The sequence below is a fragment of the Oceanicola sp. D3 genome, from assembly GCF_006351965.1.
Taxonomy (GTDB): Bacteria; Pseudomonadota; Alphaproteobacteria; order Rhodobacterales; family Rhodobacteraceae; genus Vannielia.
Genome location: NZ_CP040932.1, coordinates 2,319,978 through 2,342,487, shown reverse-complemented (window position 1 = coordinate 2,342,487; position 22,510 = coordinate 2,319,978). Strand labels below are relative to the sequence as shown.

At 63.0% G+C, this 22,510-nt stretch carries 23 protein-coding genes; 16 read left to right on the top strand and 7 right to left on the bottom strand.

The features are described 5' to 3' along the window. Positions 1 to 4 precede the first annotated feature (4 nt). Genes murI through ccmE form a run of 3 tightly spaced genes read left to right on the top strand, consistent with a single transcriptional unit; the run spans position 5 to position 2,351 of the window. On the top strand, positions 5 to 817 hold the full coding sequence (gene murI / locus FHY55_RS11850) for a glutamate racemase (RefSeq protein ID WP_140014392.1): 813 nt from the start codon (positions 5 to 7) through the stop codon (positions 815 to 817). Between the two features lie 36 nt (positions 818 to 853). Beyond that, on the top strand, positions 854 to 1,882 hold the full coding sequence (gene argC, locus FHY55_RS11845; RefSeq protein WP_140014391.1) for an N-acetyl-gamma-glutamyl-phosphate reductase: 1,029 nt from the start codon (positions 854 to 856) through the stop codon (positions 1,880 to 1,882). A 10-nt stretch (positions 1,883 to 1,892) separates the two neighbouring features. Next, a complete protein-coding gene (gene ccmE / locus FHY55_RS11840) occupies positions 1,893 to 2,351 on the top strand; it encodes a cytochrome c maturation protein CcmE (protein WP_140014390.1) in 459 nt (152 codons plus the stop codon). Between the two features lie 69 nt (positions 2,352 to 2,420). Here the strand turns inward: ccmE and FHY55_RS11835 are convergent, their stop codons facing one another. The 3 genes from FHY55_RS11835 to FHY55_RS11825 are packed head-to-tail and all read right to left on the bottom strand — an operon-like array spanning position 2,421 to position 5,025. Then, positions 2,421 to 3,527: a hypothetical protein gene (locus FHY55_RS11835; RefSeq protein WP_140014389.1), complete on the bottom strand. Its 1,107-nt coding sequence runs from the start codon at positions 3,525 to 3,527 to the stop codon at positions 2,421 to 2,423. Beyond that, positions 3,524 to 4,024: a GNAT family N-acetyltransferase gene (locus FHY55_RS11830; RefSeq protein ID WP_168222987.1), complete on the bottom strand. Its 501-nt coding sequence runs from the start codon at positions 4,022 to 4,024 to the stop codon at positions 3,524 to 3,526. Before FHY55_RS11830 ends, FHY55_RS11835 begins: the two co-directional genes overlap by 4 nt. Continuing rightward, a complete protein-coding gene (locus tag FHY55_RS11825) occupies positions 4,021 to 5,025 on the bottom strand; it encodes a GlxA family transcriptional regulator (protein ID WP_140016096.1) in 1,005 nt (334 codons plus the stop codon). Before FHY55_RS11825 ends, FHY55_RS11830 begins: the two co-directional genes overlap by 4 nt. A gap of 189 nt (positions 5,026 to 5,214) precedes the next feature. Between FHY55_RS11825 and FHY55_RS11820 the strand changes: the two genes are divergently transcribed. Further along, positions 5,215 to 6,582: a class II 3-deoxy-7-phosphoheptulonate synthase gene (locus FHY55_RS11820; RefSeq protein ID WP_140014387.1), complete on the top strand. Its 1,368-nt coding sequence runs from the start codon at positions 5,215 to 5,217 to the stop codon at positions 6,580 to 6,582. A 94-nt stretch (positions 6,583 to 6,676) separates the two neighbouring features. On the opposite strand, the gene FHY55_RS11815 is transcribed toward FHY55_RS11820, so the two are convergent. After that, on the bottom strand, positions 6,677 to 7,738 hold the full coding sequence (locus FHY55_RS11815) for an ATP-grasp fold amidoligase family protein (protein WP_140014386.1): 1,062 nt from the start codon (positions 7,736 to 7,738) through the stop codon (positions 6,677 to 6,679). A gap of 158 nt (positions 7,739 to 7,896) precedes the next feature. Continuing rightward, the gene (locus FHY55_RS11810) at positions 7,897 to 8,673 is read right to left on the bottom strand and encodes a PAS domain-containing protein (protein ID WP_254695294.1); all 777 of its coding nucleotides are present in this window, start codon (positions 8,671 to 8,673) and stop codon (positions 7,897 to 7,899) included. A gap of 145 nt (positions 8,674 to 8,818) precedes the next feature. Between FHY55_RS11810 and FHY55_RS11805 the strand changes: the two genes are divergently transcribed. From FHY55_RS11805 to FHY55_RS11790, 4 genes are read left to right on the top strand one after another with little or no spacing between them, the layout of a single operon-like run. Next, complete coding sequence (locus tag FHY55_RS11805; protein ID WP_371706928.1) at positions 8,819 to 9,703, top strand: YicC/YloC family endoribonuclease; 885 nt, start codon at positions 8,819 to 8,821, stop codon at positions 9,701 to 9,703. Positions 9,704 to 9,717: 14 nt separating this feature from the next. Next, complete coding sequence (gene gmk / locus FHY55_RS11800; protein WP_140014384.1) at positions 9,718 to 10,362, top strand: guanylate kinase; 645 nt, start codon at positions 9,718 to 9,720, stop codon at positions 10,360 to 10,362. After that, the gene (locus FHY55_RS11795; RefSeq protein WP_140014383.1) at positions 10,359 to 10,883 is read left to right on the top strand and encodes a gamma carbonic anhydrase family protein; all 525 of its coding nucleotides are present in this window, start codon (positions 10,359 to 10,361) and stop codon (positions 10,881 to 10,883) included. The genes gmk and FHY55_RS11795 overlap by 4 nt, the downstream gene beginning before the upstream one ends. A gap of 49 nt (positions 10,884 to 10,932) precedes the next feature. Next, positions 10,933 to 11,928: a cell wall metabolism sensor histidine kinase WalK gene (locus tag FHY55_RS11790; protein WP_140016095.1), complete on the top strand. Its 996-nt coding sequence runs from the start codon at positions 10,933 to 10,935 to the stop codon at positions 11,926 to 11,928. A gap of 162 nt (positions 11,929 to 12,090) precedes the next feature. On the opposite strand, the gene FHY55_RS11785 is transcribed toward FHY55_RS11790, so the two are convergent. Further along, positions 12,091 to 13,464: a hypothetical protein gene (locus FHY55_RS11785; RefSeq protein WP_140014382.1), complete on the bottom strand. Its 1,374-nt coding sequence runs from the start codon at positions 13,462 to 13,464 to the stop codon at positions 12,091 to 12,093. 428 nt (positions 13,465 to 13,892) lie between these two features. Between FHY55_RS11785 and FHY55_RS11780 the strand changes: the two genes are divergently transcribed. From FHY55_RS11780 to phoB, 6 genes are all read left to right on the top strand, one after another. After that, the gene (locus tag FHY55_RS11780; RefSeq protein WP_140014381.1) at positions 13,893 to 14,933 is read left to right on the top strand and encodes a substrate-binding domain-containing protein; all 1,041 of its coding nucleotides are present in this window, start codon (positions 13,893 to 13,895) and stop codon (positions 14,931 to 14,933) included. A gap of 118 nt (positions 14,934 to 15,051) precedes the next feature. Next, on the top strand, positions 15,052 to 16,515 hold the full coding sequence (gene pstC / locus FHY55_RS11775; RefSeq protein ID WP_140014380.1) for a phosphate ABC transporter permease subunit PstC: 1,464 nt from the start codon (positions 15,052 to 15,054) through the stop codon (positions 16,513 to 16,515). Then, positions 16,515 to 17,843, top strand: coding sequence for a phosphate ABC transporter permease PstA (pstA, locus tag FHY55_RS11770; RefSeq protein ID WP_140014379.1), 1,329 nt, complete (start codon positions 16,515 to 16,517; stop codon positions 17,841 to 17,843). Before pstC ends, pstA begins: the two co-directional genes overlap by 1 nt. 14 nt (positions 17,844 to 17,857) lie before the next feature. Continuing rightward, positions 17,858 to 18,655 (top strand): phosphate ABC transporter ATP-binding protein PstB, encoded by a 798-nt coding sequence (gene pstB / locus FHY55_RS11765; protein ID WP_140014378.1) that lies wholly within the window; start codon positions 17,858 to 17,860, stop codon positions 18,653 to 18,655. A gap of 4 nt (positions 18,656 to 18,659) precedes the next feature. Beyond that, positions 18,660 to 19,382: a phosphate signaling complex protein PhoU gene (phoU, locus tag FHY55_RS11760; RefSeq protein WP_140014377.1), complete on the top strand. Its 723-nt coding sequence runs from the start codon at positions 18,660 to 18,662 to the stop codon at positions 19,380 to 19,382. 1 nt (position 19,383) lies between these two features. Continuing rightward, the gene (gene phoB / locus FHY55_RS11755) at positions 19,384 to 20,076 is read left to right on the top strand and encodes a phosphate regulon transcriptional regulator PhoB (RefSeq protein ID WP_140014376.1); all 693 of its coding nucleotides are present in this window, start codon (positions 19,384 to 19,386) and stop codon (positions 20,074 to 20,076) included. Positions 20,077 to 20,189: 113 nt separating this feature from the next. Here the strand turns inward: phoB and FHY55_RS11750 are convergent, their stop codons facing one another. After that, complete coding sequence (locus tag FHY55_RS11750) at positions 20,190 to 20,399, bottom strand: hypothetical protein (protein WP_140014375.1); 210 nt, start codon at positions 20,397 to 20,399, stop codon at positions 20,190 to 20,192. 268 nt (positions 20,400 to 20,667) lie between these two features. On the opposite strand from FHY55_RS11750, the gene FHY55_RS11745 reads away from it, so the two are divergent. Next, on the top strand, positions 20,668 to 21,612 hold the full coding sequence (locus FHY55_RS11745) for a MoxR family ATPase (protein WP_140014374.1): 945 nt from the start codon (positions 20,668 to 20,670) through the stop codon (positions 21,610 to 21,612). Continuing rightward, positions 21,609 to 22,508, top strand: coding sequence for a DUF58 domain-containing protein (locus tag FHY55_RS11740; RefSeq protein ID WP_254695293.1), 900 nt, complete (start codon positions 21,609 to 21,611; stop codon positions 22,506 to 22,508). The genes FHY55_RS11745 and FHY55_RS11740 overlap by 4 nt, the downstream gene beginning before the upstream one ends. Positions 22,509 to 22,510 lie beyond the last annotated feature (2 nt).

Here is a 22,510-nt window from a genome sequence, read left to right as displayed (position 1 = left end):
TGCCATGGCGGTTGGCATTTTCGACTCAGGGATCGGCGGGCTTACCGTGCTGGACGCGGTGCAAAAGCGGCTGCCCGATCAGGCGTTTGTCTACTATGGCGACCACGCCCACAGCCCTTATGGCGTGCGCGATGCCGACAATATTCATGACCTGACCCGCGGCGCGGTGGAGCGGCTCTGGGCCGAGGGCTGCGACTTGGTGGTTCTGGCCTGCAACACGGCGAGCGCGGCGGCCTTGCGGCGGATGCAGGAGGCCGGTGTGCCCGAGGGCAAACGGGTGCTTGGTGTGTTCGTGCCGCTGATCGAGGCGCTGACCGAGCGGCAGTGGGGCGACAACTCGCCCCCGCGCGAGGTGGCGGTGAAGCATGTGGCGCTGTTTGCTACGCCGGCCACGGTGGCCTCGCGCGCGTTTCAGCGCGAGCTTGCTTTTCGGGCGATTGGCGTGGATGTCGAGGCGCAGGCCTGCGGCGGGGTTGTGGATGCCATCGAGGATGGTGACATGATCTTGGCCGAGGCGCTGGTGCACAGCCATGTGGACGCGCTCAAGCGCAAGATGCCCAAGCCTGAGGCGGCCATTCTAGGCTGCACTCATTATCCGATCATGGAAGAAGCCTTTCAGGAGGCGCTGGGGCCGGAGGTGAGCGTTTATTCGCAAGCCACGATCGTGGCGGAGTCTCTGGCCGATTATCTCACCCGCCACCCCGACAAGCTGGGCAGCGGGGAGAAGACGAAATTTCTGACCACGGGCGATCCGCGCAAGGTGACGGATCAGGCCACACGCTTCTTGCGACGAAAAGTTGAATTTCAGCCTGCCTGACTTCAGCTTACACATCGCAAGACCAAGGAAAGACCAATGACCGCAAAGATCGCCATTCTGGGCGCCTCCGGCTACACCGGCGCCGAACTCGTGAGGATTATTGCCACCCATCCGGGCATGGAGGTGGCCGCGCTGGCTGCCGAGCGCAAGGCAGGCATGGAGATGCGTGACGTGTTCCCGCATCTGGCCCATCTTGACCTGCCCAAGCTGGTGAAAATTGACGAGATCGACTTTTCTGCCATCGACCTCTGCTTTTGCGCCTTGCCGCATGTGACCAGCCAGCAGGTGATCCCCGGTTTGCCCGAGGGGCTGAAGGTGGTGGACCTCTCCGCCGACTTCCGGCTGCGCGATCCGGCGGAGTACGAAAAGTGGTATGGCCAGCCGCATCAGGCGGTGGAGTTGCAAGAGCAAGCGGTTTACGGGCTGACCGAGTTTTACCGCGATGAGATCAAGGGCGCGCGGTTTGTGGCCGGGACGGGCTGCAATGCGGCAACCGGGCTGTTCAGCCTGCTGCCGCTGTTCAAGGGCGGGCTGATCGACCCTGACTCGGTTATCATCGACATGAAGGTTGGGGTTTCTGGCGCTGGACGGGCGCTGAAGGAGAACCTGCTGCATGCCGAGTTGAGCGAGGGCTGGATGCCCTATGCGGCGGGCGGCAAGCACCGGCATTTGGGCGAGTTCGATCAGGAGTTTTCCAAAGCGGCGGGGCGCGAGGTGCGGGTGCAGTTTACCCCCACGTTGATCCCGGCGAACCGGGGCATCCTTTCGGCGGCCTATGTGCAGGGGGACGCCAAGGCGATTCACGCGACGCTGGTTGAGGCATATCAAGACGAGCCGTTCTGCCATGTGCTACCCTTTGGGCAGGTGCCTTCGACCCGCTCGGTCCGGGGCAGTAACATGGTGCATTTCGGCGTGGCCGCAGAGCGGGCCGAGGGCCGGGCGACGGTGTTTGCCGCGCTTGATAACCTGACCAAGGGCTCCAGCGGGCAGGCGGTGCAGAACGCCAACCTGATGTTGGGGCTGGAAGAAACCGAGGGGCTGATGATGGCCCCGTTGTTCCCGTAGGGAGGGGCTGATGGCCGGTCTTAAGGGGCTGAAAAAGAAGCGTCGGGTGCAGGTGATCCTCGTCGCCGTTGCAGCACTGGCACTTTCTGCCGGGCTGATCGGCTATGGCTTTCGCGACGGGATCAACTTTTTCCGCTCCCCCAGCCAAGTGATGGAGAGCCCGCCCAGCCCGAATGAAGTGTTTCGCATCGGCGGGCTGGTGGAAGAGGGCTCCATCGTCCGCGGCGAGGGCGAGACGGTGCGCTTTTCGGTGACGGATGGTGGTGCGGTGGTGCCGGTGGAGTTTACCGGCATCCTGCCGGACCTTTTTGCCGAGGGGCAGGGCATGGTCGGAACCGGTAGCTATGACGGGAAGGTCTTTGTGGCCAGCGAGATTCTGGCCAAGCACGACGAGACCTATATGCCCAAAGAAGTCGTGGACGCGCTGAAAGAGCAGGGCGTTTACGTGGAGCCTGAGCCGGACTCTTGATTTTGGCGAGTGCAGGCCGCCAGAGGCCTTGCGCACCCCCGGCGTATTTTCAGCAGAACGATCCGAGCGCTAGTCGCTGCGCGGCGCGATGTGGCGGACGCGGGTGGTGTAGGGCTGTGTTTCGGCCAGTCTTGTCTCAAGGTCGGCAAGGTCCGTCGTGTTGGGGGTGGAGTAGTCGTGGGGCCCGGCGGCCGGATCGCGCAGGCTTTGCTCTGCTCTCATTGCCTTATCGAAGGGCACGGCGGCAGCGAGGGCTTGGGCCAGCACTGCCTTGGGGCGAAGCGGCGTGACGATCGAGGTAAGGTTGAGATGGTCGAGGCGGGCGCAATCGTCAGGCGCGCAGGAGACTTTGACGTAGGGGGCGTAGAGGTAGAGCCGGGGCAGCACGACGGCGCCGGTCTCGGTTGAGATGTAGGAGCCCCAGACCATTTCGTCGGCCTCATCGGGATAGAAGGACGCGTAGTTGTGACGGTCGTTGTAAAGCCGTAGCGCGTGGGGTGCGCCGTTCAGGGCGGCGGCGACCTCGGCAGCGATCAGACGCTCGAATTCTTCCTGGGTTTCGCGCGAGAGGCCCCCTTCTGCCCAAAGCATGGGCGGGCGCAGGGCACGGTAGTGGGTGAAGGGCAGCGGCTTGGGCGGCACATCGACGAAGCGGCGGGTCGGGTCGGCGGCGATCTCGGTGCGCAGGGCGGTCAGCTCGGCTTCGGTCATGTCCGCGTCGGTCAGGGTGACGGGGGTGGCGTGGGGCAGGAGCGGGGCGAAGTCCATCCGCGAGACGTTGCAATAGGCCATGGCGGCCACCTCCTGCCCGTCGCGGATGGCCCAGATGATCTTGGCGTCCTTGTCGCCCTCGCAGTAGTTGGGCGATGGGCCGGTTTTGGTGAGTTGGCCGAGGAAGCGGGGGCCGTAGAAGCCGATTTCGGTGTCGTTGAGGGGGGCTGGGGTATCGACGAGATACCAGCCGCGCGGGCCGTCGTGGAAGACGAGAAAATCGACCGCGGTTAGATCTTCGGAGAGTACGCGGGAAAGGGGTGCCTTCGGCAGGTTTGACGTGTCTTCGCGGCCCCAATTGGAAAAGGCGGTGGCGATGCCCCAGAGGATCGCAGCGCCCCAGAGGGCGAAGCCGATGGCGGAGAGACCGAGGATAAGGCCGATGATGACAGGCAGGCGCTTCACGGGGCGGGGCGATCCAGCCGGTAGTAGGTGCTGTCAGACCATTCGCCGTTGATGCAGAAGGTGTTCTTGGCGTGGTGGGTGGCGATGAAACCGGCCTTCTCCAGCACCCGGCCTGAGCCGATGTTGCGCGGGTCGATATCGGCAGTGATGGCGTCACAGGCGGGGTGGCGGGCGAAGACCTCGGCGGTGACGGTTTGCAGCGCCTCGGAGGCAAAGCCTTGGCCCCATGCTGCGCGGGAGAGGATGTAACCGACTTCCCATTTGCGCCAGAGGCCGACGCGCCCGATGAGGGTGCCTTGGTGGAGGATCATCCACTCGGGGCCCAGCTCACGCTCGCCGCGCATGAAGCCTTCGAGCCGGTCGGCGGTGGCGTCGATGGTTTCATCCGGCGGGGTGGACCAATGGCGCATCACGTCCGGGTCGGAGAAGATGGCGTGGAGCGCGGGCAAGTCGCCGGGCTCGGCCGGGCGAAGGGTGAGCCGCGCCGTCTGGATCATACCGAGAGGCGCGCGCCGTGGGAGCCGCGCTCGCGGTAGGGGGTGGTTTGATATTGCGCGCGGTAGCATTTGGAGAAATGCGAGGGCGAGGTGAAGCCGCAGGCCAGCGCCACGTTGATGACCGACATATCGGTTTGCATCAGCAGGTTGCGGGCCTTTTGCAGACGGAGTTCCATGTAGTAGCGCTTGGGGGAGCGGTTGAGGTAGCGGCGGAACAGGCGCTCAAGCTGGCGGGTGGACAGCACGACATCTTCGGCCAGTTTGGCGGGTGAGATCGGCTCTTCGAGGTTTTGCTCCATGATCTGGATCACACGGCTCAGCTTGGGGTGGCGCACGCCGATGCGGGTGGGGATGGAGAGGCGCTGGGTGTCCTGATCGGTGCGGATCGAGGAATAGATCAGCTGGTCGGCCACGGTGTTGGCCAGCTCCTCGCCATAGTCTTCGGCGATGATCTGGAGCGCGAGGTCGATGGAGGCGGTGCCGCCTGCCGTCGTCATCCGGTTGCCGTCATGGACGAAGACGGTTTTGGTCAGGCGCACCTCTTCGAACTCTTCGGTGAAGCTGTCGGCGTTTTCCCAATGGATCGTCGCGCGCTTGCCGTCGAGCAGCCCGGCGCGGGCGAGCAGGTAGCCTGCGGTGCACAGCCCGCCGATGGCGAGGCCGCGGCGGGCCTGTTTGCGCAGCCATGCAAGGATTTTGGGGCTGGCCTTGTCCTCCACGTCGAGCCCGGCGCAGGCGAGGATCACCTCTTCACGGTTGAGGTCGTCGAGCCCGCCGTTGACCTGAAAGACCGAGCCGCAGGAGGCCTGCACCGGCACAGCGCCCTCGGAGATCAGCTGCCAGTCGTAGAGCTGGTTGCCAGAGGTGCGGTTGGCCAGCCGGAATGCGTCGATCGCGCCAGCAAAGCTGAGAAGCGAGAAATCGGGGACGAGGAGGAAGGCAAAGCGCTTCGGCTTGGCCGGCACCTCGACCACCAGAGTTTGCGCTTCGGGCCGCCGCATCATTCTGGCTCCATGCTGGAAATTGTCCCCGCCGGGGAGGCAAGCAGGATTTGACATAGGGCGCAAGAGCGTTGGGTGCAGAAAATCGCGCGATGACCGCGCGCGGGGGTAGAGGTTTTGCTGCTCTGGCCCTATAAGGGCGGCCTTACCCGCGCGGGGAGGCGCGGGAGCGATGAAGGACATGAGACGATGAGCACTTGGACCAAAGCCGACTGGCGTTCGAAGCCTCGGGTGCAGATGCCCGACTACCCTGATGCGGCAGCGCTGAATGCCGTTGAGGCGCAGCTTGCGAAGTATCCGCCGCTGGTGTTTGCCGGTGAGGCCCGCCGTTTGCGCGATGAGCTTGGCAAGGCGGCGCGTGGCGAGGCGTTTTTGCTTCAGGGCGGCGATTGCGCCGAGAGCTTTGCAGAATTCAGCGGCGACAACATCCGCGACACCTTCAAGGTGATGCTGCAGATGGCCATCGTGCTGACCTACGGCGCCAAGGTGCCGGTGGTGAAGGTGGGCCGTATGGCCGGGCAGTTTGCCAAGCCGCGCTCTGCGCCGATGGAGGTGAAGGGTGATGTGGAGCTGCCGAGCTACCGCGGTGACATCATCAACGAGCTGGATTTCACCCCCGAGGCCCGCATTCCGGACCCGAAGAAGATGCTTCAGGCCTACACCCAGGCGGCGGCGACGCTGAACCTGCTGCGCGCTTTCTCGCAGGGTGGTTTTGCCGATATTCACCGGGTTCACGCCTGGACGACGGGCTTCGCGGATGAGGACCGCGCGGCACGCTACAGAGACCTCAGCAACCGGATTCAGGATGCGCTGGACTTTATGTCTGCCGCCGGAATCGACGCCGACTCGGTGCACGCCATGCAGTCGGTTGATTTTTACACCAGCCACGAGGCGCTGCTGCTTGAATACGAAGAGGCGCTGACCCGCGTGGACAGCACCACGGGGCAGACGGTGGCTGGCTCGGGCCATATGGTGTGGATCGGGGACCGCACGCGCCAGCCCGACGGCGCGCATGTGGAGTTCTGCAAGGGGATCATCAACCCCATCGGCCTGAAGGCCGGGCCGACGATGGAAAGCGACGACCTGAAGCGGCTGATGGCGGATCTCAACCCGAAGAACGAGGCTGGGCGGCTGACGCTGATCACCCGGTTTGGCGCTGGCAAGGTGGAAGAGCACCTGCCGCGGCTGATCGACGTGGTGAAGAGCGAGGGCGCCAATGTGGTGTGGGTCTGCGATGCGATGCATGGCAACACCATCAAGAGCGACAGCGGCTTCAAGACCCGGCCCTTCGAGCGGGTGCTGGGCGAGGTGCGCGAGTTCTTTGGCGTGCACCGTGCAGCGGGCACCGTGCCCGGCGGCGTGCATTTCGAGATGACCGGCCAGGATGTGACCGAATGCACCGGCGGCGTGCGGGCCGTGACCGACGAAGACCTCGGCTCGCGCTACCACACCGCCTGCGACCCGCGCCTGAATGCCAGCCAATCGCTGGAGCTGGCCTTCCTCGTGGCCGAGGAGCTTGAGCGGCGCGGGGTTGATGCGCGGCGCGATGCTGTCTGACCCTTTGAGGGCATGACCGAGAGACAGCGAAACGGCGCGACGAGGTTCGCGCCGTTTTGCATTTGTGGGGATGTCTGAGGGTCTTGGCCTCGCCTCAGGCGGCTTTGCTCGCCGTGGCCGGCACCTTGGCCACCCGTTTGACGGTGGGCATGGGATCCCAGAAGCTGCAGAGGTAATTATCAATATAGGCCGAGCGGACCGGACGCCGCCCGGCATTGGGCAGGAATGTCAGCTCGCCCAAGAACAGATCGTCACCGCGCACATAGATATCGACCCGGATGTAGGGGAAGGGCTTTGAGATTTCCTGCGCGATGTCGCGGGCTTCCTGCGTGACGGCGGGCAGGGGCACTTCGGCCCGGTTGGGGCGGAGGAAGGGCTTGGCGATGTAGTTGAGATCCTTGTCGTAAATCGCATTGTTGCGCTGGCTGGTGCCAAGCCCGACATCGACCTGCAACAGCGCGGCGGTGCCGTTTATGCAGTGAAAGCGGAAGTCTGGCACGATCTCGTCTTCGGCGCGGGCGATGGAGCGCTCAAGGAATACCTTGCGGTCGATCAACCGATACCACCATTGCGAAGAGGCGGTGCCATAGGGCTCGTCGAACCACTTGGGCAGTTTCTCGTCGATCTTTGCGCTGGTCTCGTCATCGAGCGTGCCGGAGAGATCGCAGCGGATGTTCTGGCTGCTGCCGTGGTTGGTTTTCAGAAAATAGGTGCCCTCGGGCACGCTGGAGAGGTCAAACTCGGCTTGGTTTTCGAAGACCTTTTCGACCGGGCAGGGCTGGATCCGCTCGCGCAGATGTTCGGGAATATAGTGGCCGACGTTCAGCTTGTCGGCGGCGTTGAGGCGCGGCATGGGAGAGATCAGGCTGTTGAGCAGCATCATCTCGGTGAAGCGGCGGGGCTGGGAAAAGTCGGGAAAGAGCCCGGTGGAGCGATAATAGGCCCCGATTCCACGCTTTGCGACTGCGCGGGTTTCCTTGAGGCCCAGCTCGGAGAGGCAGGTCATCCACTGGTCGCCGGGGACTTTGGGGGCGTCTTTGAGGTTGTCGCGGAACCAGTCCCAATAGTCGCGCAGGTATTCGCGCACGAAGCCATCGCCCATGCTTTCGCGATCCCGCTTGTTGTAGAATGCCTGTTCGTGGAATTCGCGTGCCATTTGCCCGTTACCTAACCCGTTCCACCTGTGTTTGTTTTTGAGGAGACCACACCAAGGGGGGATGGTCAAACCTGCTGAGTGAGGTGACGGGGGACAGTGACATCTGCGTTTCGGTCAAGGGGCGGCGGCTCGATTTGGCAAGCGTGAGGGCCTTCTTATCAGCCCTTTGCGTCAACCTCTTCGCCGTCCGAGCGCACGAGGCGCAGGCGGGGTTTGTCGCCGGGTGCGGGGGGGGACGGGGGCGCGGGAGTGAAGCCGGGGGCGGGCTCGGCGAAGCCTTGCGGGGCGGCCTCGGGCGTGGTCTCGGCCTTTGCTTTGGCGGCGGCCTTGCGTGCTTTCAGCCGCTCTTCGCGGGTCATGGGGGTGCCCAGGTCTTCCGCGCCAGCGGTGACGCGGACCGGGCGGATGATTTCATCCTTCACGGTAAAGCGGCGCGGGGAGCGGCCGATGGGACCGATGGTGCAGAGGCAGCCCAGCGCCCGGGTTACATCGCCGAAGTCGGAGGTGAGCGGCAGAAGCAGCATTTGCCCGTCCATCGGCGGGCGGCCCACGCCGCGCTCGCCAGCAAGGGTGAGCAGGGCGGTGGAGGGGCCAGCGAAGACCTCCTCTAGCGCGCGGCTCAGGGTGGCGCGGTGCTCGGGCATGAACATGGAGGTGCAGGGCATACCGCGCACTTCCATGCCCATCAGGTCATTCAGGTGCATCCCCGCAAGGCGGAAGCGGCCCACACCGGGCGCGATCCGCTCAAGGATGAAGGCATATTCCAGCGTTTCCTCAATGGCGCGGGGATCGACCTCGGCGCGCGAAGGCACTTGGCGCGGGCCGCGCAGCTCATCCCAGTAGCGGCGCAGAGTGTGGATGGCGGGGAATCGAATGTCGTTGTTATACTTCATCAGCGAAACCACCCCACGGCCTCTATCCTCTTGATGTTCCACGTCACCGCCCTCGCTAGAATTCCCGCTGGCTTTATTGTCCAAGAGCATCTGGTCTGTTAACCCATGGACAAGAAAGATTACCTATCCGTTAATAGCACAGAGCCCGACGAATTTCCGGGGGGAAAATTCATAAATGGTTAACTCCATGACAGGATTCGCCGCCCGTACCCAGCAGGGCAGCGACTTTACCTGGAGCTGGGAAATGCGGGGCGTGAACGGCAAGGGGCTGGACCTGCGTTTGCGGCTGCCCGAGTGGATCAGCGGGCTGGAGCAGGGGCTGCGCACGGAGCTGAACCGTTCGCTGGTGCGGGGCAATGTGTCTCTCACGCTTCGGGTGGAACGGAGCCGCACGAGCGGGGCGATGAAGCTGGATGGCTCGCAGCTGGCACAGGTTTTGGCGGCGCTCAGCGAGATCACCCGAGAGGCGGAACGGGCCGGGGTGGAGCTGAAGGCGCCGACCACTGCCGAGATCCTTGCGATGAAGGGCATTGCCGACGATCCGCAGCAGTTGAGCGAAGGCGAGATGGCGGCGCTGCGCGGCAAGCTGATGGCCGATTTCCCGCCCTTGATGGATTCATTCTTGGAGATGCGGGCCACCGAGGGGGCGGCGCTGCATGCCGTCATGCTGGCCCATCTCGACAAGGTGGCCAAGCTGGTGCGCGAGGCCCGCCCCGTGGCCGAGGAGCGCAAGGCCGAGATGGCTGAGAGCCTGAAGGAAAACCTCACCCGTGTGCTGGAAAACGCTAAGGGCCTCGATCAGGACCGGGTGGCGCAGGAGGTGGCGCTGCTGGCGCTGAAGAGCGACGTGACCGAAGAGCTTGACCGGCTGGAAGCCCATGTAACGGCAAGCCGCGAGTTGCTGGCCAGTGAAGACGCCGTGGGCCGCAAGCTGGATTTTCTCTGTCAGGAGTTCAACCGCGAGGCCAACACGCTTTGCTCCAAGGCGCAGGCGGTGGAGCTGACCCGCATCGGGCTTGACCTCAAGGCCGCCATCGACCAGATGCGGGAGCAGGTTCAGAACATCGAGTGAGGGGGAGCCCAGCCTTGGCCAGACGCGGATTGCTCATCATCCTGTCGTCGCCCTCCGGGGCGGGCAAGACAACCCTTGCACGCCGGTTGATGGCCTGGGACAGCGATCTGCGCTTTTCCATCAGCGCCACCACCCGCAAGCCGCGGCCGGGCGAGGAGGATGGGGTGCACTACCACTTTCTCAGCGAGACGGAATTTCGCCAGCAGGTGGCCGAGGAACAGATGCTGGAACACGCCCATGTGTTTGGCAATCACTACGGCAGCCCCGCCGGCCCGGTGCGCGAGGCGATCAACGCGGGCCGTGATGTGCTGTTTGATGTGGACTGGCAAGGCGCGCAGCAGATTCGCAACTCCGAACTTGGCAAGCACACGCTCTCGATCTTCATCCTGCCGCCCTCGATCGACGAGCTTCGCCGCCGCCTCATCGAGCGCGGGCAGGACGAGGAAGAGACAATTGCCAAGCGGATGCAAAAGAGCTGGGACGAGATCAGCCACTGGGACAGCTATGACTATGTGCTGGTAAACGACGATCTGGACGACAGCGAAACGCACCTGCGCACCATCGTCAGCGCCGAGCGGATGCGACGGGCGCAGCAGCCTGATCTGGCCTCCCATGTGCGCACGCTCCATGAGCAGTTTCGGGTGAAGGAAGGTCGATGATTTACGAGCTGGACGGGCTTGCGCCGCAGTTTCCGGGCGATGGCGACTATTGGGTGGCCCCCGATGCCAACCTGATTGGCAATGTGGTGCTGGAGAGCCGGGCCTCGGTTTGGTTTGGCTGCACGCTGCGGGGCGACAACGAGGAAATTCGCGTGGGCGCGGGGGCGAACGTGCAGGAGAACACGGTGTGCCACACCGACCCGGGCTGCCCGCTCACGATTGGGGCGGGGGTGACGGTGGGCCACAAGGCCATGCTCCACGGCTGCACCATTGGAGAGAACTCGCTGATCGGGATGGGGGCCACGGTGCTCAACCGGGCTGTCATCGGCAAGAACTGCCTGATCGGGGCGGGCGCGCTGATTACCGAGGGCAAGGAAATTCCTGACGGCTCATTGGTGATGGGCGCGCCGGGCAAGGTGGTGCGCCAGCTTGACGAGGCGGCCATCGAGGGGCTGCGGCGCTCGGCGGTGCACTACCAAGAGAACATGCGGCGGTTTCGCACCGGCCTGAAGGCGATCTGAGCCGGTGGATACGCTGGCCGGGATCGAGGGGTTTCTGGATGCGGTGCCGATGCCGCTGATCACCATTGGCGCGGATGCGAAGATCGAGGCGATCAACGCGCCCGCCGCCGCGCTTTTTGGCCGTGTGGGGCAGGGGCGGCATTATAGCCTGCAATTGCGCCAGCCCGCCGTGGCCCAGCTGATCGAAAACGCGCTGGATGGCGGCCTTTCGGGGCAGGCGCGGGTGCGGCGGGTTGAGGGCGAAGGCGAGCAGATCTTTCAGGTGAAGGCGACGCTGGTGAAGGGGCGGGTGGTGCTGGCCTTCGAGGATTTGAGCCAGACCGAGGCGGCCAACCAGATTCGCCGGGATTTTGTGGCCAATGTGAGCCACGAGTTGAAAACGCCGCTGACCGCGCTGACCGGCTTCATCGAAACCCTGCGGGGCCCGGCGAAGAACGACGAGGCGGCGCGGGAGCGGTTTTTGGGCATCATGGAGCGCGAGACGGCGCGGATGAACCGGCTGGTGAATGATTTGCTCTCGCTCAGCCGGGTGGAGGCGGTGGCGATGCAGCGGCCCTCCTCGCTGGTGGATGTAGGCCAGCTTCTGGCCTCGGCGGCGAATGCGCTGAAGCCGCTGGCGGAGGAGGCCCGGCTGGAGTTGGTGCGGCACTTCCCGCCGGACCTGCCGAAGGTGCCGGGCGATGCCGACCAACTGACGCAGGTTTTCACCAACCTTATCGAGAACGCGCTGAAATATGGCGGCGGGGGCGGGAAGATCGAGATTTCGGTGGTGGCGGAAGAGCGCGTGGTGGCCCTGCGCGGCCCGGCGCTGCGCTGCTCTGTGCGGGATTTCGGGGACGGGATCGACCCGAGGCATATTCCGCGCCTGACGGAACGGTTTTACCGGGTGGATTCGCACCGCTCGCGGGAGATGGGCGGCACCGGGCTGGGGCTGGCGATTGCCAAACACATCGTCGCGCGCCATCGGGGGCGCTTTCAGATCGAGAGCGAGCCGGGGCAGGGGGCGTGTTTTACGGTGTTTTTGCCGTTGGGGGACGGGGGGTAGAGGGCGGCTGTGCGGGAAATGCACCAATTCGTCGCTCGGGCTCGAGTGACCGGCTTCTAGCTCTTGGCTGTGAGATTCGTAGATTTTATCAAACTGCGAAACACCGGCCTTTGCAGCACTTCAGTGCACAATGCGCTTTGATTCCGCTACATATATAAGTTTTCAGATTCCGTCTACCGTTATTTCTGTAGAAATAATACTCCAGCCATCTGGTGCTCCATATTTCCAAAAAGGAAGTATACCCAGGCCACTGGAGTAGTATGGCACCGAGCTCAACATTCTGCTAATGTTTGCGTCTGTTAAGGTAAATTTTTCAGATATTTCTCGGGTTGAGCCGTCAACAGAATAACTCATTGAGAAAGTCCAATCTCCCGCTTCCAGCGGAAACCGTTCATATGCAATACTTGAAATCTCTGCAACCAAACGATCCGATACCAAGTCTAGATCTGGGTCCCATTTGTTAACAGCCAATTTGCTATTCTGAAAATTCTTGAATATTTCATTCAGCACAGGCGTTTGCTCAAATGCATCTTCGGCAAATGCAAGTCGCAAAGACCTCGACTGGCTTGGCGATACGATAATGGGAGTAGACGTCGCCGGAAACATAGGCGTAGGCGCCCCCGCAACCCTTTCACCGATCATAAAAAATCTAACGTCAAGTGCTTGCTGACTCGGCCCAAATAATTTGCCCGTGAAGTTTGAGAATTCGGAGATTTCGCGGCTATTGTTTTCAAAAATTAGATGCACTTCAATTTCCGCTGCTCCAACATAATGGGCAACGAAAAAGTTCGCACCGAATTCGATTGAAGAAATTTTTGAATCTTCGTAAGTTAGAAACCCCCAAGACCCCAGGAGTGCCAAAGCTAGAACATATAATATTTTCAATGGAAGGATTGACAATAGTGATTGCCAGTAGGGTGGGTTGCCTCTTTCGACTTCCCATTCCGTAGGCACCACAACACCTTCAGAAATATATGGGCGCCAGTATTCCTCAACAAAGTCCTGTGAGAAGTACTGGCTGTGGGAAAACTTGTTGAAGCGATCACGAATACCCACTGTTCCAAACCCAAATGTCCCTGTTGATCCGTAACCCCAAGTGACTGATTTTGCGAGTAGCGGCCAGATATCGTGTGTCCCGCAGTCGTTTAAGATTGGGTCAAATGTAATTTGTGCTCTGTGCGAAGCCACTCGGAAACTCTCAGGAACAATTGAGCCGCACAGAATGATTCTATAAAGCTCTATGTCAGGTGCTCGCAGAGCCTTTGTAAGGGCAAAGGTTCCGAAGCTATGAGCGATCACTGATATCTTGGCGTTTGGAAAATTTCGCCTCGTATCTCGGTATTCTTGGATGACCCGTCGAATTGGTTCCTCTCTTGTCCAAAATGGCGATAGGAACCGGAATGTGTCGAAGAAGCCATACTTGATGGGCTGGACTTTTATAGTAGGGTCTCGCTCAAGGGTTTGTGAAACCATTTCGGCCCAGGAGCCTTGCGTCCTGATGCCGTGTATTAGCAAAACTATGTGATTTTTTTCCATATCGTCCTATCTTGGCGAGCTGACTTCTGACCAAGATGCCGTTTGGGTCAAGCCTAAAATACCTTATTCATTGACGATGCATTGAAGTCCCGACCTGATCAAGAAATTTTTTGGCAGTGGACATGAGCCAGATCGGGTGCGAGGATCAGGGCAAAGGGAGCCTCCATAGGCTAGGTTGCGAGCAATCCCAAGAGAATTTCATTCAATGTGCCACCTTGGCGGACATTGATCCACGTCGCAGCATCGGTGACTCTGGGCTCTGAACGGCCGTTAGCCGTATCTGCACTACAGAGATTTCCCTTCCCCTACGCCATGTCATAAAACTGTTACACACCTGTCACAAAAGCCTAACACGCAGAGCAGAGAAGGGCCCTGCGAACGCCCCTCATGAGCAGATGGGGCGAGCCTGACATGCAACGGAGTTCCAGATGTCTTTCACCAAGCTCACAGTTTCCACCCTCGCGCTGACCGCGCTGGCCGCCGGCACTGCTGCCGCCCGTGACCAAGTGCAGGTTGCCGGGTCGTCCACCGTGCTGCCCTACGCCTCCATCGTTGCCGAAGCCTTCGGCGAAAACACCGACTTCCCGACCCCGGTTGTGGAATCGGGCGGCTCCTCGGCTGGCCTCAAGCGCTTCTGCGAAGGCGTGGGCGAGAACACCATCGACGTGGCCAACGCCTCGCGCGCCATCCGCGAAAAAGAGATCAAGGCCTGTGCCGATGCCGGCGTGACCGACATCATCGAAGTGCGCATCGGCTATGATGGCATCGTGTTTGCCTCCCAGCAGTCCGGCCCGGCCTTCACCGCCTTCCAGCCGGCCGACATTTTCAACGCCCTGGCCCCGAAAGTGGTTGTGGACGGTGAGCTGGTCGACAACCCCTACACCAAGTGGAACGAGTTCAACGCCGATCTGCCCGACGCTGAAATCGCCGCTTTCATCCCCGGCACCAAGCACGGCACCCGCGAAGTCTTCGAAGAGAAGGTGATGGCGGCTGGTTGTGAAGTCACCGGCGCCATGGAAGCCATGGTTGCAGGCGGCATGTCCGAGGACGACGCCGAAGACGCCTGCCTCGCAGTGCGCACCGACGGCAAGTCGGTCGACATCGACGGCGACTACACCGAGACCCTCGCCCGCATCGACTCCAACCCCAACGGCATCGGCGTGTTCGGCCTGGCGTTCTACGAGAACAACCAGGACAAGCTGAAGGTTGCCACCATGGGCGGCGTTGAGCCCAAGACCGAGACCATCGCCTCGGGTGAATACCCGGTGTCGCGTCCGCTCTACTTCTACATCAAGAAGGCCCACATCGGCGTGATCCCCGGCCTGAAAGAGTATGCCCAGTTCTTCATCTCCGATGACCTTGCTGGCCCGACCGGCCCGCTGGCCAACTACGGCCTCGTCTCCGACCCGGAGCTGGCCAAGACCCAGGCCATGGTGAACGAAGAGCAGACCATGGGCGAAGGCATGTAAGCCTTTTCGCTGATCGGGGGCGGTGCCGCTGTGGTGCCGCCCCCTTTTTTGCGCGTGATGATACCAGTGACAGCCCCGAGTTGACGGGGCACAGAATTCAGACCCCGGGGGACGGCACATGCCGGTTTTGTGGATCATCCTGATTGTTCTTGGCCTTGGCGTGGTGGGCTATGTGGTAGCCCGCAGCCGTGCGCTGGCCACTGCGGGCAACGACCCGCGGCACCTGCACTCGCTGCCCAGCTATTACGGCTACATGGGCTTTTTGTTCGCCGTGGCGCCGGCCGTTCTGCTGCTGATTGTCTGGCTCATCGCCTCTCCCATCGTGATCGAGAAGCGGGTGGCCGGACAATTGCCTGCCGATGTGGTGGAGCAGGCGGCCTCGACGAACCTGCTGATGGCCGAGGTGCGGCGGGTTTCCGATGGCCTCGATAACGCGGTTTCGATGGGGGTGATGAGTGAAGACACCGCCGCCAACGCCCGCGCCGATTTTACCGATATGACTGCCCGACTGAAGGACGCCGGTCAGGTGATTACCCAGAACGTCACCACGCCGGTGCTGCGGGCCGCGCAGGAGATGCGGCTGGCCAATCGCGCCTCGCGCCTGTGGATGACTGTTGCGGTGATTGCGATTGCCCTCGCCGGTGCCGCGCTGGCGGTGATGCGGGCACAAAAGGACTATCGCGCCCGCAATGTGGTGGAGCGGGGCGTGCGCTGGCTGCTGGTCGGCGCGGCCTCGATTGCCATTCTGACAACGGTCGGCATTGTGCTGAGCCTGCTGTTCAACACCATCGAGTTCTTCCGGATCTACCCGCCCAGCGAGTTTTTCGGTTCGCTCACATGGTCGCCCTCCTTTGGCGGCGGCTCGGAGCTGGGCATCTGGCCGCTGCTCTGGGGCACGCTCTACATTTCGGTCATCGCACTGGCGGTGGCGGTGCCGATTGGCCTCTTCGCGGCGATCTACCTCAGCGAATACGCCTCCAACCGGGTGCGCTCGGTGGCCAAGCCGCTGCTGGAGATCCTCGCCGGTATCCCGACCATTGTTTACGGCCTCTTCGCGCTGCTCACCGTTGGCCCGCTGCTGATGGCGGTCTTTGGCGGCGAAGGGCTTGGCTGGATGCAATCGGGCACGGCGGTGATGACCGCCGGGCTGGTGATGGGGATCATGCTCATCCCCTTCGTCTCCTCGCTGAGCGATGACATCATCAACGCGGTGCCCCAGGCGATGCGCGATGGCTCCTATGGCCTTGGCGCGACCCAGTCGGAGACGATCCGGCAGGTGGTGCTGCCCGCCGCGCTGCCCGGCATCGTTGGTGCGGTGCTGCTGGCGGCCTCGCGCGCCATTGGTGAGACCATGATTGTGGTGCTCGGCGCGGGTGCTGCGGCGCGGCTCAGCCTCAACCCGTTTGAAGCGATGACCACGATCACCGCAAAGATCGTTAGCCAGCTGACCGGCGATGCAGACTTTGCCTCGCCCGAGGCTCTGGTGGCCTTTGCCCTCGGGATGACGCTCTTCGTCATCACCCTCGGGCTCAACGTTTTCGCGCTCTACATCGTGCGCAAATATCAGGAGCAATACGACTGATGGCCGATGCAACTGCAAATGCCGCTCCGGCTCGGCGCCATGGCTCGCTTGCCACGCTGGACCCGCGCACAAAGCGCCGTAATGCCGCCGAAAGCCGCTTCAAGGCCTATGGGATTGCCGCGATTGCGCTGGGGCTGTTCTTTCTGGTGGTGCTCGCGGTTTCGATCCTGCGCTCGGGCATTCCGGCTTTCACCACCACGGTGGTGACGCTGGAGATGAACGTAAGCCAGGCCGAGATCGACGAGGCCGAAAGCGGGATGCTGAAGACCGCTGCCTATACCAAGCTCTTCATCGCGCAGCTCGGCAACCAGCTGCGCGAGGCAGGGATTGGCGACGATGTGCAGGATGACGCGATTGAGCGGATCATGGGCAAGGTGGGCAGCGATCTGCGGGTGTTCTTTCAGGAGAACCCGGAGAGCATTGGCGAGCCTGTGAGCTTTACGCTCAATGCCTCCAGCCGGGTGGATGGCTACTTCAAGGGCAGGGTCAATCGCGAGACGCTGGTTGACAGCCGCTTCATGGTGGCCAGTGACCTCGACGTGGTGGATGCGCTGACCAAGGCGGGGATCATAACCCGGCAGTTCGACTGGGGCTTCATCACCGGCAAGGATGCGGGCGTGGACAACCCCGGCGGTGCGGGCATTGGCGCCTCGGTGCTGGGCTCGTTCTTCATGATGCTGGTGGTGCTGGCGCTCAGCCTGCCGATCGGCGTGGCCGCCTCGATCTATCTTGAGGAGTTTGCGCCCAAGAACCGCTGGACGGATATCATCGAGGTGAACATCTCCAACCTCGCCGCCGTGCCCTCCATCGTGTTTGGTATCCTCGGCCTTGCGGTCTTCATCCAGTTTGCCGGGCTGCCGCAATCGGCCCCGATCGTGGGTGGGCTTGTGCTGACGCTGATGACCCTGCCGACGATTATCATCTCGACCCGCGCCAGCCTGAAGGCCGTGCCGCCCAGCATCCGCGATGCGGCGCTGGGGGTGGGGGCGAGCAAGATGCAGGCCGTCTTCCACCACGTATTGCCGCTGGCTGCGCCCGGCATTCTGACCGGCACGATCATCGGCCTGGCCCAAGCGCTGGGAGAGACCGCGCCGCTGCTGCTGATCGGGATGGTGGGCTTTGTCGCCCGCGAATATCCGGGCGGCTTTATCGAGGGGTTCGTGGAGCCGAACTCAGCAATGCCCGCACAAATCTACACCTGGGCCGCCCGTTCGGACGCGGCCTTCTATGAAAAGGCCTGGGGCGGTATCATCGTGCTGCTCGTGTTCTTGCTGATCATGAACGCCATTGCCATCGTGCTGCGCCGGCGCTTTGAACGGCGCTGGTAAGGGGAGCCATCGAAATGAATGACATGCGACCGCTGGAGAGAATAGTGGACACTGACAATATCAAGATCTCGGCCAGCAAGTGTCAGGTCTATTATGGCGATACCCACGCCATCAAGGACGTGGACGTGCAGATCGAGGACAAGACCGTGACCGCCTTCATCGGGCCGTCGGGCTGCGGCAAATCCACCTTCCTGCGCTGCCTGAACCGGATGAACGACACCATCGACATCTGCCGGGTCGAGGGCGAAATTCTGCTCGACGGCGAAAACATCTATGACAAGAAGGTCGACCCGGTGCAGCTGCGCGCCAAGGTGGGCATGGTCTTTCAGAAGCCCAACCCCTTTCCGAAGTCGATCTATGACAACATCGCCTACGGCCCGCGTATCCATGGCCTCGCCAAGAGCAAGGCCGATCTGGATGTGATCGTGGAAAAGAGCCTGCGGCGCGGGGCGATCTGGGATGAGGTGAAGGACCGGCTGGATGCGCCGGGCACCGGGCTTTCGGGCGGGCAGCAGCAGCGCCTGTGCATCGCCCGCGCCATCGCCACTGAGCCCGAGGTTCTGTTGATGGACGAGCCCTGCTCAGCGCTCGACCCGATTGCCACCAGCCAGGTGGAAGAGCTGATTGACGAGCTCCGCGCGCAATACTCGGTGGTGATCGTGACCCACTCGATGCAGCAGGCCGCCCGGGTGAGCCAGAAGACAGCGTTCTTCCACCTCGGCAATCTGGTGGAGTTCGGCGAGACAGGCACCATCTTTACCCGCCCGACAGACCCGCGCACCGAATCCTACATCTCTGGCAAGATTGGCTGATAACATGTCTGCACTTCCCCCGAACGAACAGCATATCGCCTCGGCCTTCGACCGTGATCTGGAGGCCATTCAGGCGATGATCATGAAGATGGGCGGCATGGTGGAGACCGCCATCACCGAGGCCGCCGCCTCGCTGGATGCCCGTGACGAAGAGACCGCCGAGCGCGTGCGCAAGAACGACAAGGCCATCGACGGGCTTGAAGAGCAGGTGGCCGAAGAGGTTGCCCGGCTCATCGCGCTGCGCGCCCCGGTGGGCACCGATCTGCGCACCGCGCTTTCGGTGATGAAGATATCGGGCAACCTTGAGCGGGTTGGCGACTATGCCAAGAACATGGCCAAGCGCACTGGCGTGCTGGTGCAGCTGGACCCGATTGAAGGAGCCACCACCTCGATCCGCCGGATGTGCCGCGCGGTGGAGGGGATGCTGAAGGACGCGCTGGACGCCTATGTGCAGCGCGATGCCGAGCTGGCTGCTGATGTGCGGATGCGCGATCAGGAGGTGGACCAGATGTATAACGCGCTGTTCCGCGAGTTCCTGACCTACATGATGGAAGATCCGCGCAACATCACCGCCTGCATGCATCTGCATTTCATCGCCAAGAACACTGAACGGATGGGAGACCATGTGACTTCGATTGCCGAGCAGGTGATTTATCTGGTCACCGGCGAGATGCCCGAGGAAAGCCGCCCGAAAGACACCGCGCTGGCCTATGAGGTGGAACGCTGAGATGAGCCGCACTGCACAACCTCTGGTGCTGGTTGTCGAAGATGAGCCAGCGCAACGCGAGGTCTTGAGCTACAACCTTGAGGCGGAAGGGTTTGACCTTGTTTCGGCGGACAATGGCGAGGATGCCATTTTGCTGGTCGAAGAGGAGCGTCCCGACCTGATCGTGCTGGACTGGATGCTGCCGAATCTTTCGGGTATCGAGGTGTGCCGCCGCCTGAAGCTGAAGAACGACACTCGCGCGATCCCGATCATCATGCTCTCGGCTCGTGCCGAGGAGGTTGACCGCGTGCGCGGGCTGGAGACCGGGGCCGATGACTACGTGGTGAAGCCCTACAGCGTGATCGAGCTGATGGCCCGCATCCGCGCCCAGCTGCGCCGCACCCGGCCTGCTACGGTGGGTGCGCGGCTGGAGTATGAAGACATCATGCTGGATGCCGAGACCCACAAGGTTGAGCGCAGCGGGCGTGAGCTGAAGCTGGGGCCAAAGGAGTTTCGGCTGCTCTCTACCTTCATGGAAAAGCCCGGCCGGGTTTGGAGCCGCGAGCAGTTGCTCGACAGGGTCTGGGGGCGGGATATCTATGTCGATACCCGCACAGTCGACGTGCATATCGGGCGGCTGCGCAAGGCGCTCGGCGCCCATGGCGGGGATGACCTGCTGCGCACGGTGCGCGGCGCGGGCTACGCGCTGGGGTAAAGCATAGTCTCCGGGAAGGTGGGCAGATTGCCCACCCTACAGGTGGCGCAGGTTGCTGCGGGTCTCTGCATACGGGCCCTCGCGATCTTCCCAAAACGCCCAGGCCGTTAGGCTCAGATGTCGACCGGGCCTTCACCGGCCTCAAAGGCGCGGCACTTCCAGCGCGCGACCGTCCAGTTGGGGTGTTCGTTTGCCCATTTTGCCAGTTGCGAAGGTGCCATCCTCATACAGGTTGTGGGCGTGCCATCCTGAAACAGCAGGCTGCGGTTTTCGCAATCGGTGGGGCTGGCGGCGAGGCAGGTGACAAAGGCAAGTTCGATCATCGCGGGCGCTTTCCGGTTAAGGGGCGTGCTTGCACCGTGGCCGGGCATCACGCGCATGCCATCATTTTCCGGACACAGGGTAAACGTGCCTTCATGCGGGCGCAAATTTAAGCGCCTCGGGGCTGCAACGCGCTAAGCCGAGGCCGCTCCCATGCCCCGACGGGCACAACCTTGCATTGCACCACCGAGCTGAGAACCAAGACTTTGGGCTGTGTTTCCGCTTCCGGCGGGCAGGGTCTAGGCTGGGGCTGCGAATTGGGAGGATTGCATGGATACCGAAACCGGCACCCGCGGGCTGGCCGCTCTCTCTGCGCATCTTGGGCAGGTGCTGGTTGGCCATGAGCGGCTGATCGAGCGACTGCTTACCGGCATCCTCGCAGGGGGGCACCTGCTGGTGGAGGGGGCGCCCGGCCTTGCCAAGACACGCGCGGTCAAGAGCCTGGCTTCGGCCCTCAGCGGCTCCTTTGCCCGGATCCAGTGCACGCCCGACCTGCTGCCCTCGGACCTCACCGGCACCCCAGTCTTCCGGCCACAGACCGGGGATTTCGAGTTTGTGCCCGGCCCGATCTTTCACAACCTCGTTCTGGTCGATGAGATCAACCGCGCCCCGCCCAAGGTGCAATCGGCCCTGCTGGAGGCGATGGGCGAAGGGCAGGTGACGAGCGGCAATGCCACCCATGGGCTGCCTGACCCGTTTTTGGTGGTGGCCACGCAAAACCCCATTGAGCATGAGGGCACCTTTCCGCTCCCCGAAGCGCAACTGGACCGTTTTTTGCTGCATGTGATGCTGGAGCTGCCCGATGCCGCGATGGAGCGGCGGATCCTTGATTTGGTGGAAGCCGAGGGGCAAAGCGAGGCCGGGGCCTTGCCCGAGGTTGAGGACATTCGCGAGGCGCGGGTGGCGGCGATGGGCACCCATCTTTCCGGCCCGGTGCGCGACTATATCGTGCGACTTGTCACCGCCACACGCGCCGCGCCCTTTGCCGAAGAGCTGGCCCATCCCGCCAGCCCGCGCGGCAGCCTTGCGCTGGCGGCGGCGGCCAAGGCGCGCGCATGGCTGCGGGGCCGCGACCATGTGCTGCCGGAGGATGTTGAGGTGCTGGCTGAAGACGCGCTGGCCCATCGGCTGGTGCTGACGTGGCAGGCGCAGTCGGAGGGGCGCAGCGCGCGGGCGCTGGTGGCCGATGTGCTGGCTGCCACCGAGCCGCTGTGAGCCCCCCGGTGGAGCCCTTGCTCTCTATCCCCGGCGTGGCGCTCGATGCCGAGCGGCTGATTGCCCTGCGCGAGATGGCCGTTGAGCGCGAGCTTACGGCCCCGCCCGCCGCCATTCCGGGCGGCTTCTTGAGCAAGCGGCGGGGCAGCGGGCAAGAGATTGCGGACACGCGAGAATATGTGGCGGGCGATGACATTCGCCATCTCGACAGGGGCAGCACGGCACGCACCGGGGTGCTGCATATCCGGCGGTTTCAGGAAGAGCGCGACCGGGTGAGCTTTTTGGTGCTGGATCTGCGCCCCTCGATGCTTTGGGGCACGGGGCGGGCGTTTCGCTCGGTGGCTGCAGCAGAGGCGCTGGCGCTGATCGGGTGGCGTGCGGTGGAGGAAGGCGGGCGCGTTGGGCTTGTGACCCTTGGCGCGGGCGGGCCGGAGATTGTGGGCGCGCGGGGCCGGACACGGGGGATGCTCGGCGTGATCGGCGGCATGGTGCGCGCACATCGCGCGGCCCTTCATGCGGCCATGGCCAGCGGCGAAGACGAGGAGGAGCCGGAGCTGGCCGCGCAGCTGCTTTCGCTGGAGCGGATCGCGCCGCGCGGGGCCGAGGTGCTGATTGCCAGCGGGTTTGACAGCTCGGGTTCCGGGCTGGCCGCGCGACTGGGCGAGCTGGCCCAAAAGCGCCATCCGTTCTTGCTGGAGGTCGCCGACCGGGGGCCGGGCGGCTTGCCGGAGGGGCGCTACCCGGTGCGGTTGCGCAGCGGCGTGGTGCGGATGCTGCGGGTTTCGGGCAGCAGCCCGGGCCCGGCGGCGCCGGAGGGCTTTCCGCATGTGATGATCGAGGCCGCCGCGCCGTTGGAGCAGACGGCCCGGCAGCTTTATGCGGCATGGGGGCGGTGAGG

Coding starts and splice junctions, on each gene's coding strand:
- phoU (WP_140014377.1), top strand. CDS start 18,660: ATGTCTGCACTTCCCCCGAACGAACAGCATATCGCCTCGGCCTTCGAC.
- FHY55_RS11750 (WP_140014375.1), bottom strand. CDS start 20,399: ATGATCGAACTTGCCTTTGTCACCTGCCTCGCCGCCAGCCCCACCGAT.
- FHY55_RS11745 (WP_140014374.1), top strand. CDS start 20,668: ATGGATACCGAAACCGGCACCCGCGGGCTGGCCGCTCTCTCTGCGCAT.
- FHY55_RS11815 (WP_140014386.1), bottom strand. CDS start 7,738: ATGGCACGCGAATTCCACGAACAGGCATTCTACAACAAGCGGGATCGC.
- argC (WP_140014391.1), top strand. CDS start 854: ATGACCGCAAAGATCGCCATTCTGGGCGCCTCCGGCTACACCGGCGCC.
- FHY55_RS11825 (WP_140016096.1), bottom strand. CDS start 5,025: ATGCGGCGGCCCGAAGCGCAAACTCTGGTGGTCGAGGTGCCGGCCAAG.
- FHY55_RS11795 (WP_140014383.1), top strand. CDS start 10,359: ATGATTTACGAGCTGGACGGGCTTGCGCCGCAGTTTCCGGGCGATGGC.
- pstB (WP_140014378.1), top strand. CDS start 17,858: ATGAATGACATGCGACCGCTGGAGAGAATAGTGGACACTGACAATATC.
- murI (WP_140014392.1), top strand. CDS start 5: ATGGCGGTTGGCATTTTCGACTCAGGGATCGGCGGGCTTACCGTGCTG.
- ccmE (WP_140014390.1), top strand. CDS start 1,893: ATGGCCGGTCTTAAGGGGCTGAAAAAGAAGCGTCGGGTGCAGGTGATC.
- FHY55_RS11785 (WP_140014382.1), bottom strand. CDS start 13,464: ATGGAAAAAAATCACATAGTTTTGCTAATACACGGCATCAGGACGCAA.
- FHY55_RS11820 (WP_140014387.1), top strand. CDS start 5,215: ATGAGCACTTGGACCAAAGCCGACTGGCGTTCGAAGCCTCGGGTGCAG.
- FHY55_RS11790 (WP_140016095.1), top strand. CDS start 10,933: ATGCCGCTGATCACCATTGGCGCGGATGCGAAGATCGAGGCGATCAAC.
- FHY55_RS11780 (WP_140014381.1), top strand. CDS start 13,893: ATGTCTTTCACCAAGCTCACAGTTTCCACCCTCGCGCTGACCGCGCTG.
- FHY55_RS11830 (WP_168222987.1), bottom strand. CDS start 4,024: ATGATCCAGACGGCGCGGCTCACCCTTCGCCCGGCCGAGCCCGGCGAC.
- pstA (WP_140014379.1), top strand. CDS start 16,515: ATGGCCGATGCAACTGCAAATGCCGCTCCGGCTCGGCGCCATGGCTCG.
- FHY55_RS11805 (WP_371706928.1), top strand. CDS start 8,819: ATGACAGGATTCGCCGCCCGTACCCAGCAGGGCAGCGACTTTACCTGG.
- phoB (WP_140014376.1), top strand. CDS start 19,384: ATGAGCCGCACTGCACAACCTCTGGTGCTGGTTGTCGAAGATGAGCCA.
- pstC (WP_140014380.1), top strand. CDS start 15,052: ATGCCGGTTTTGTGGATCATCCTGATTGTTCTTGGCCTTGGCGTGGTG.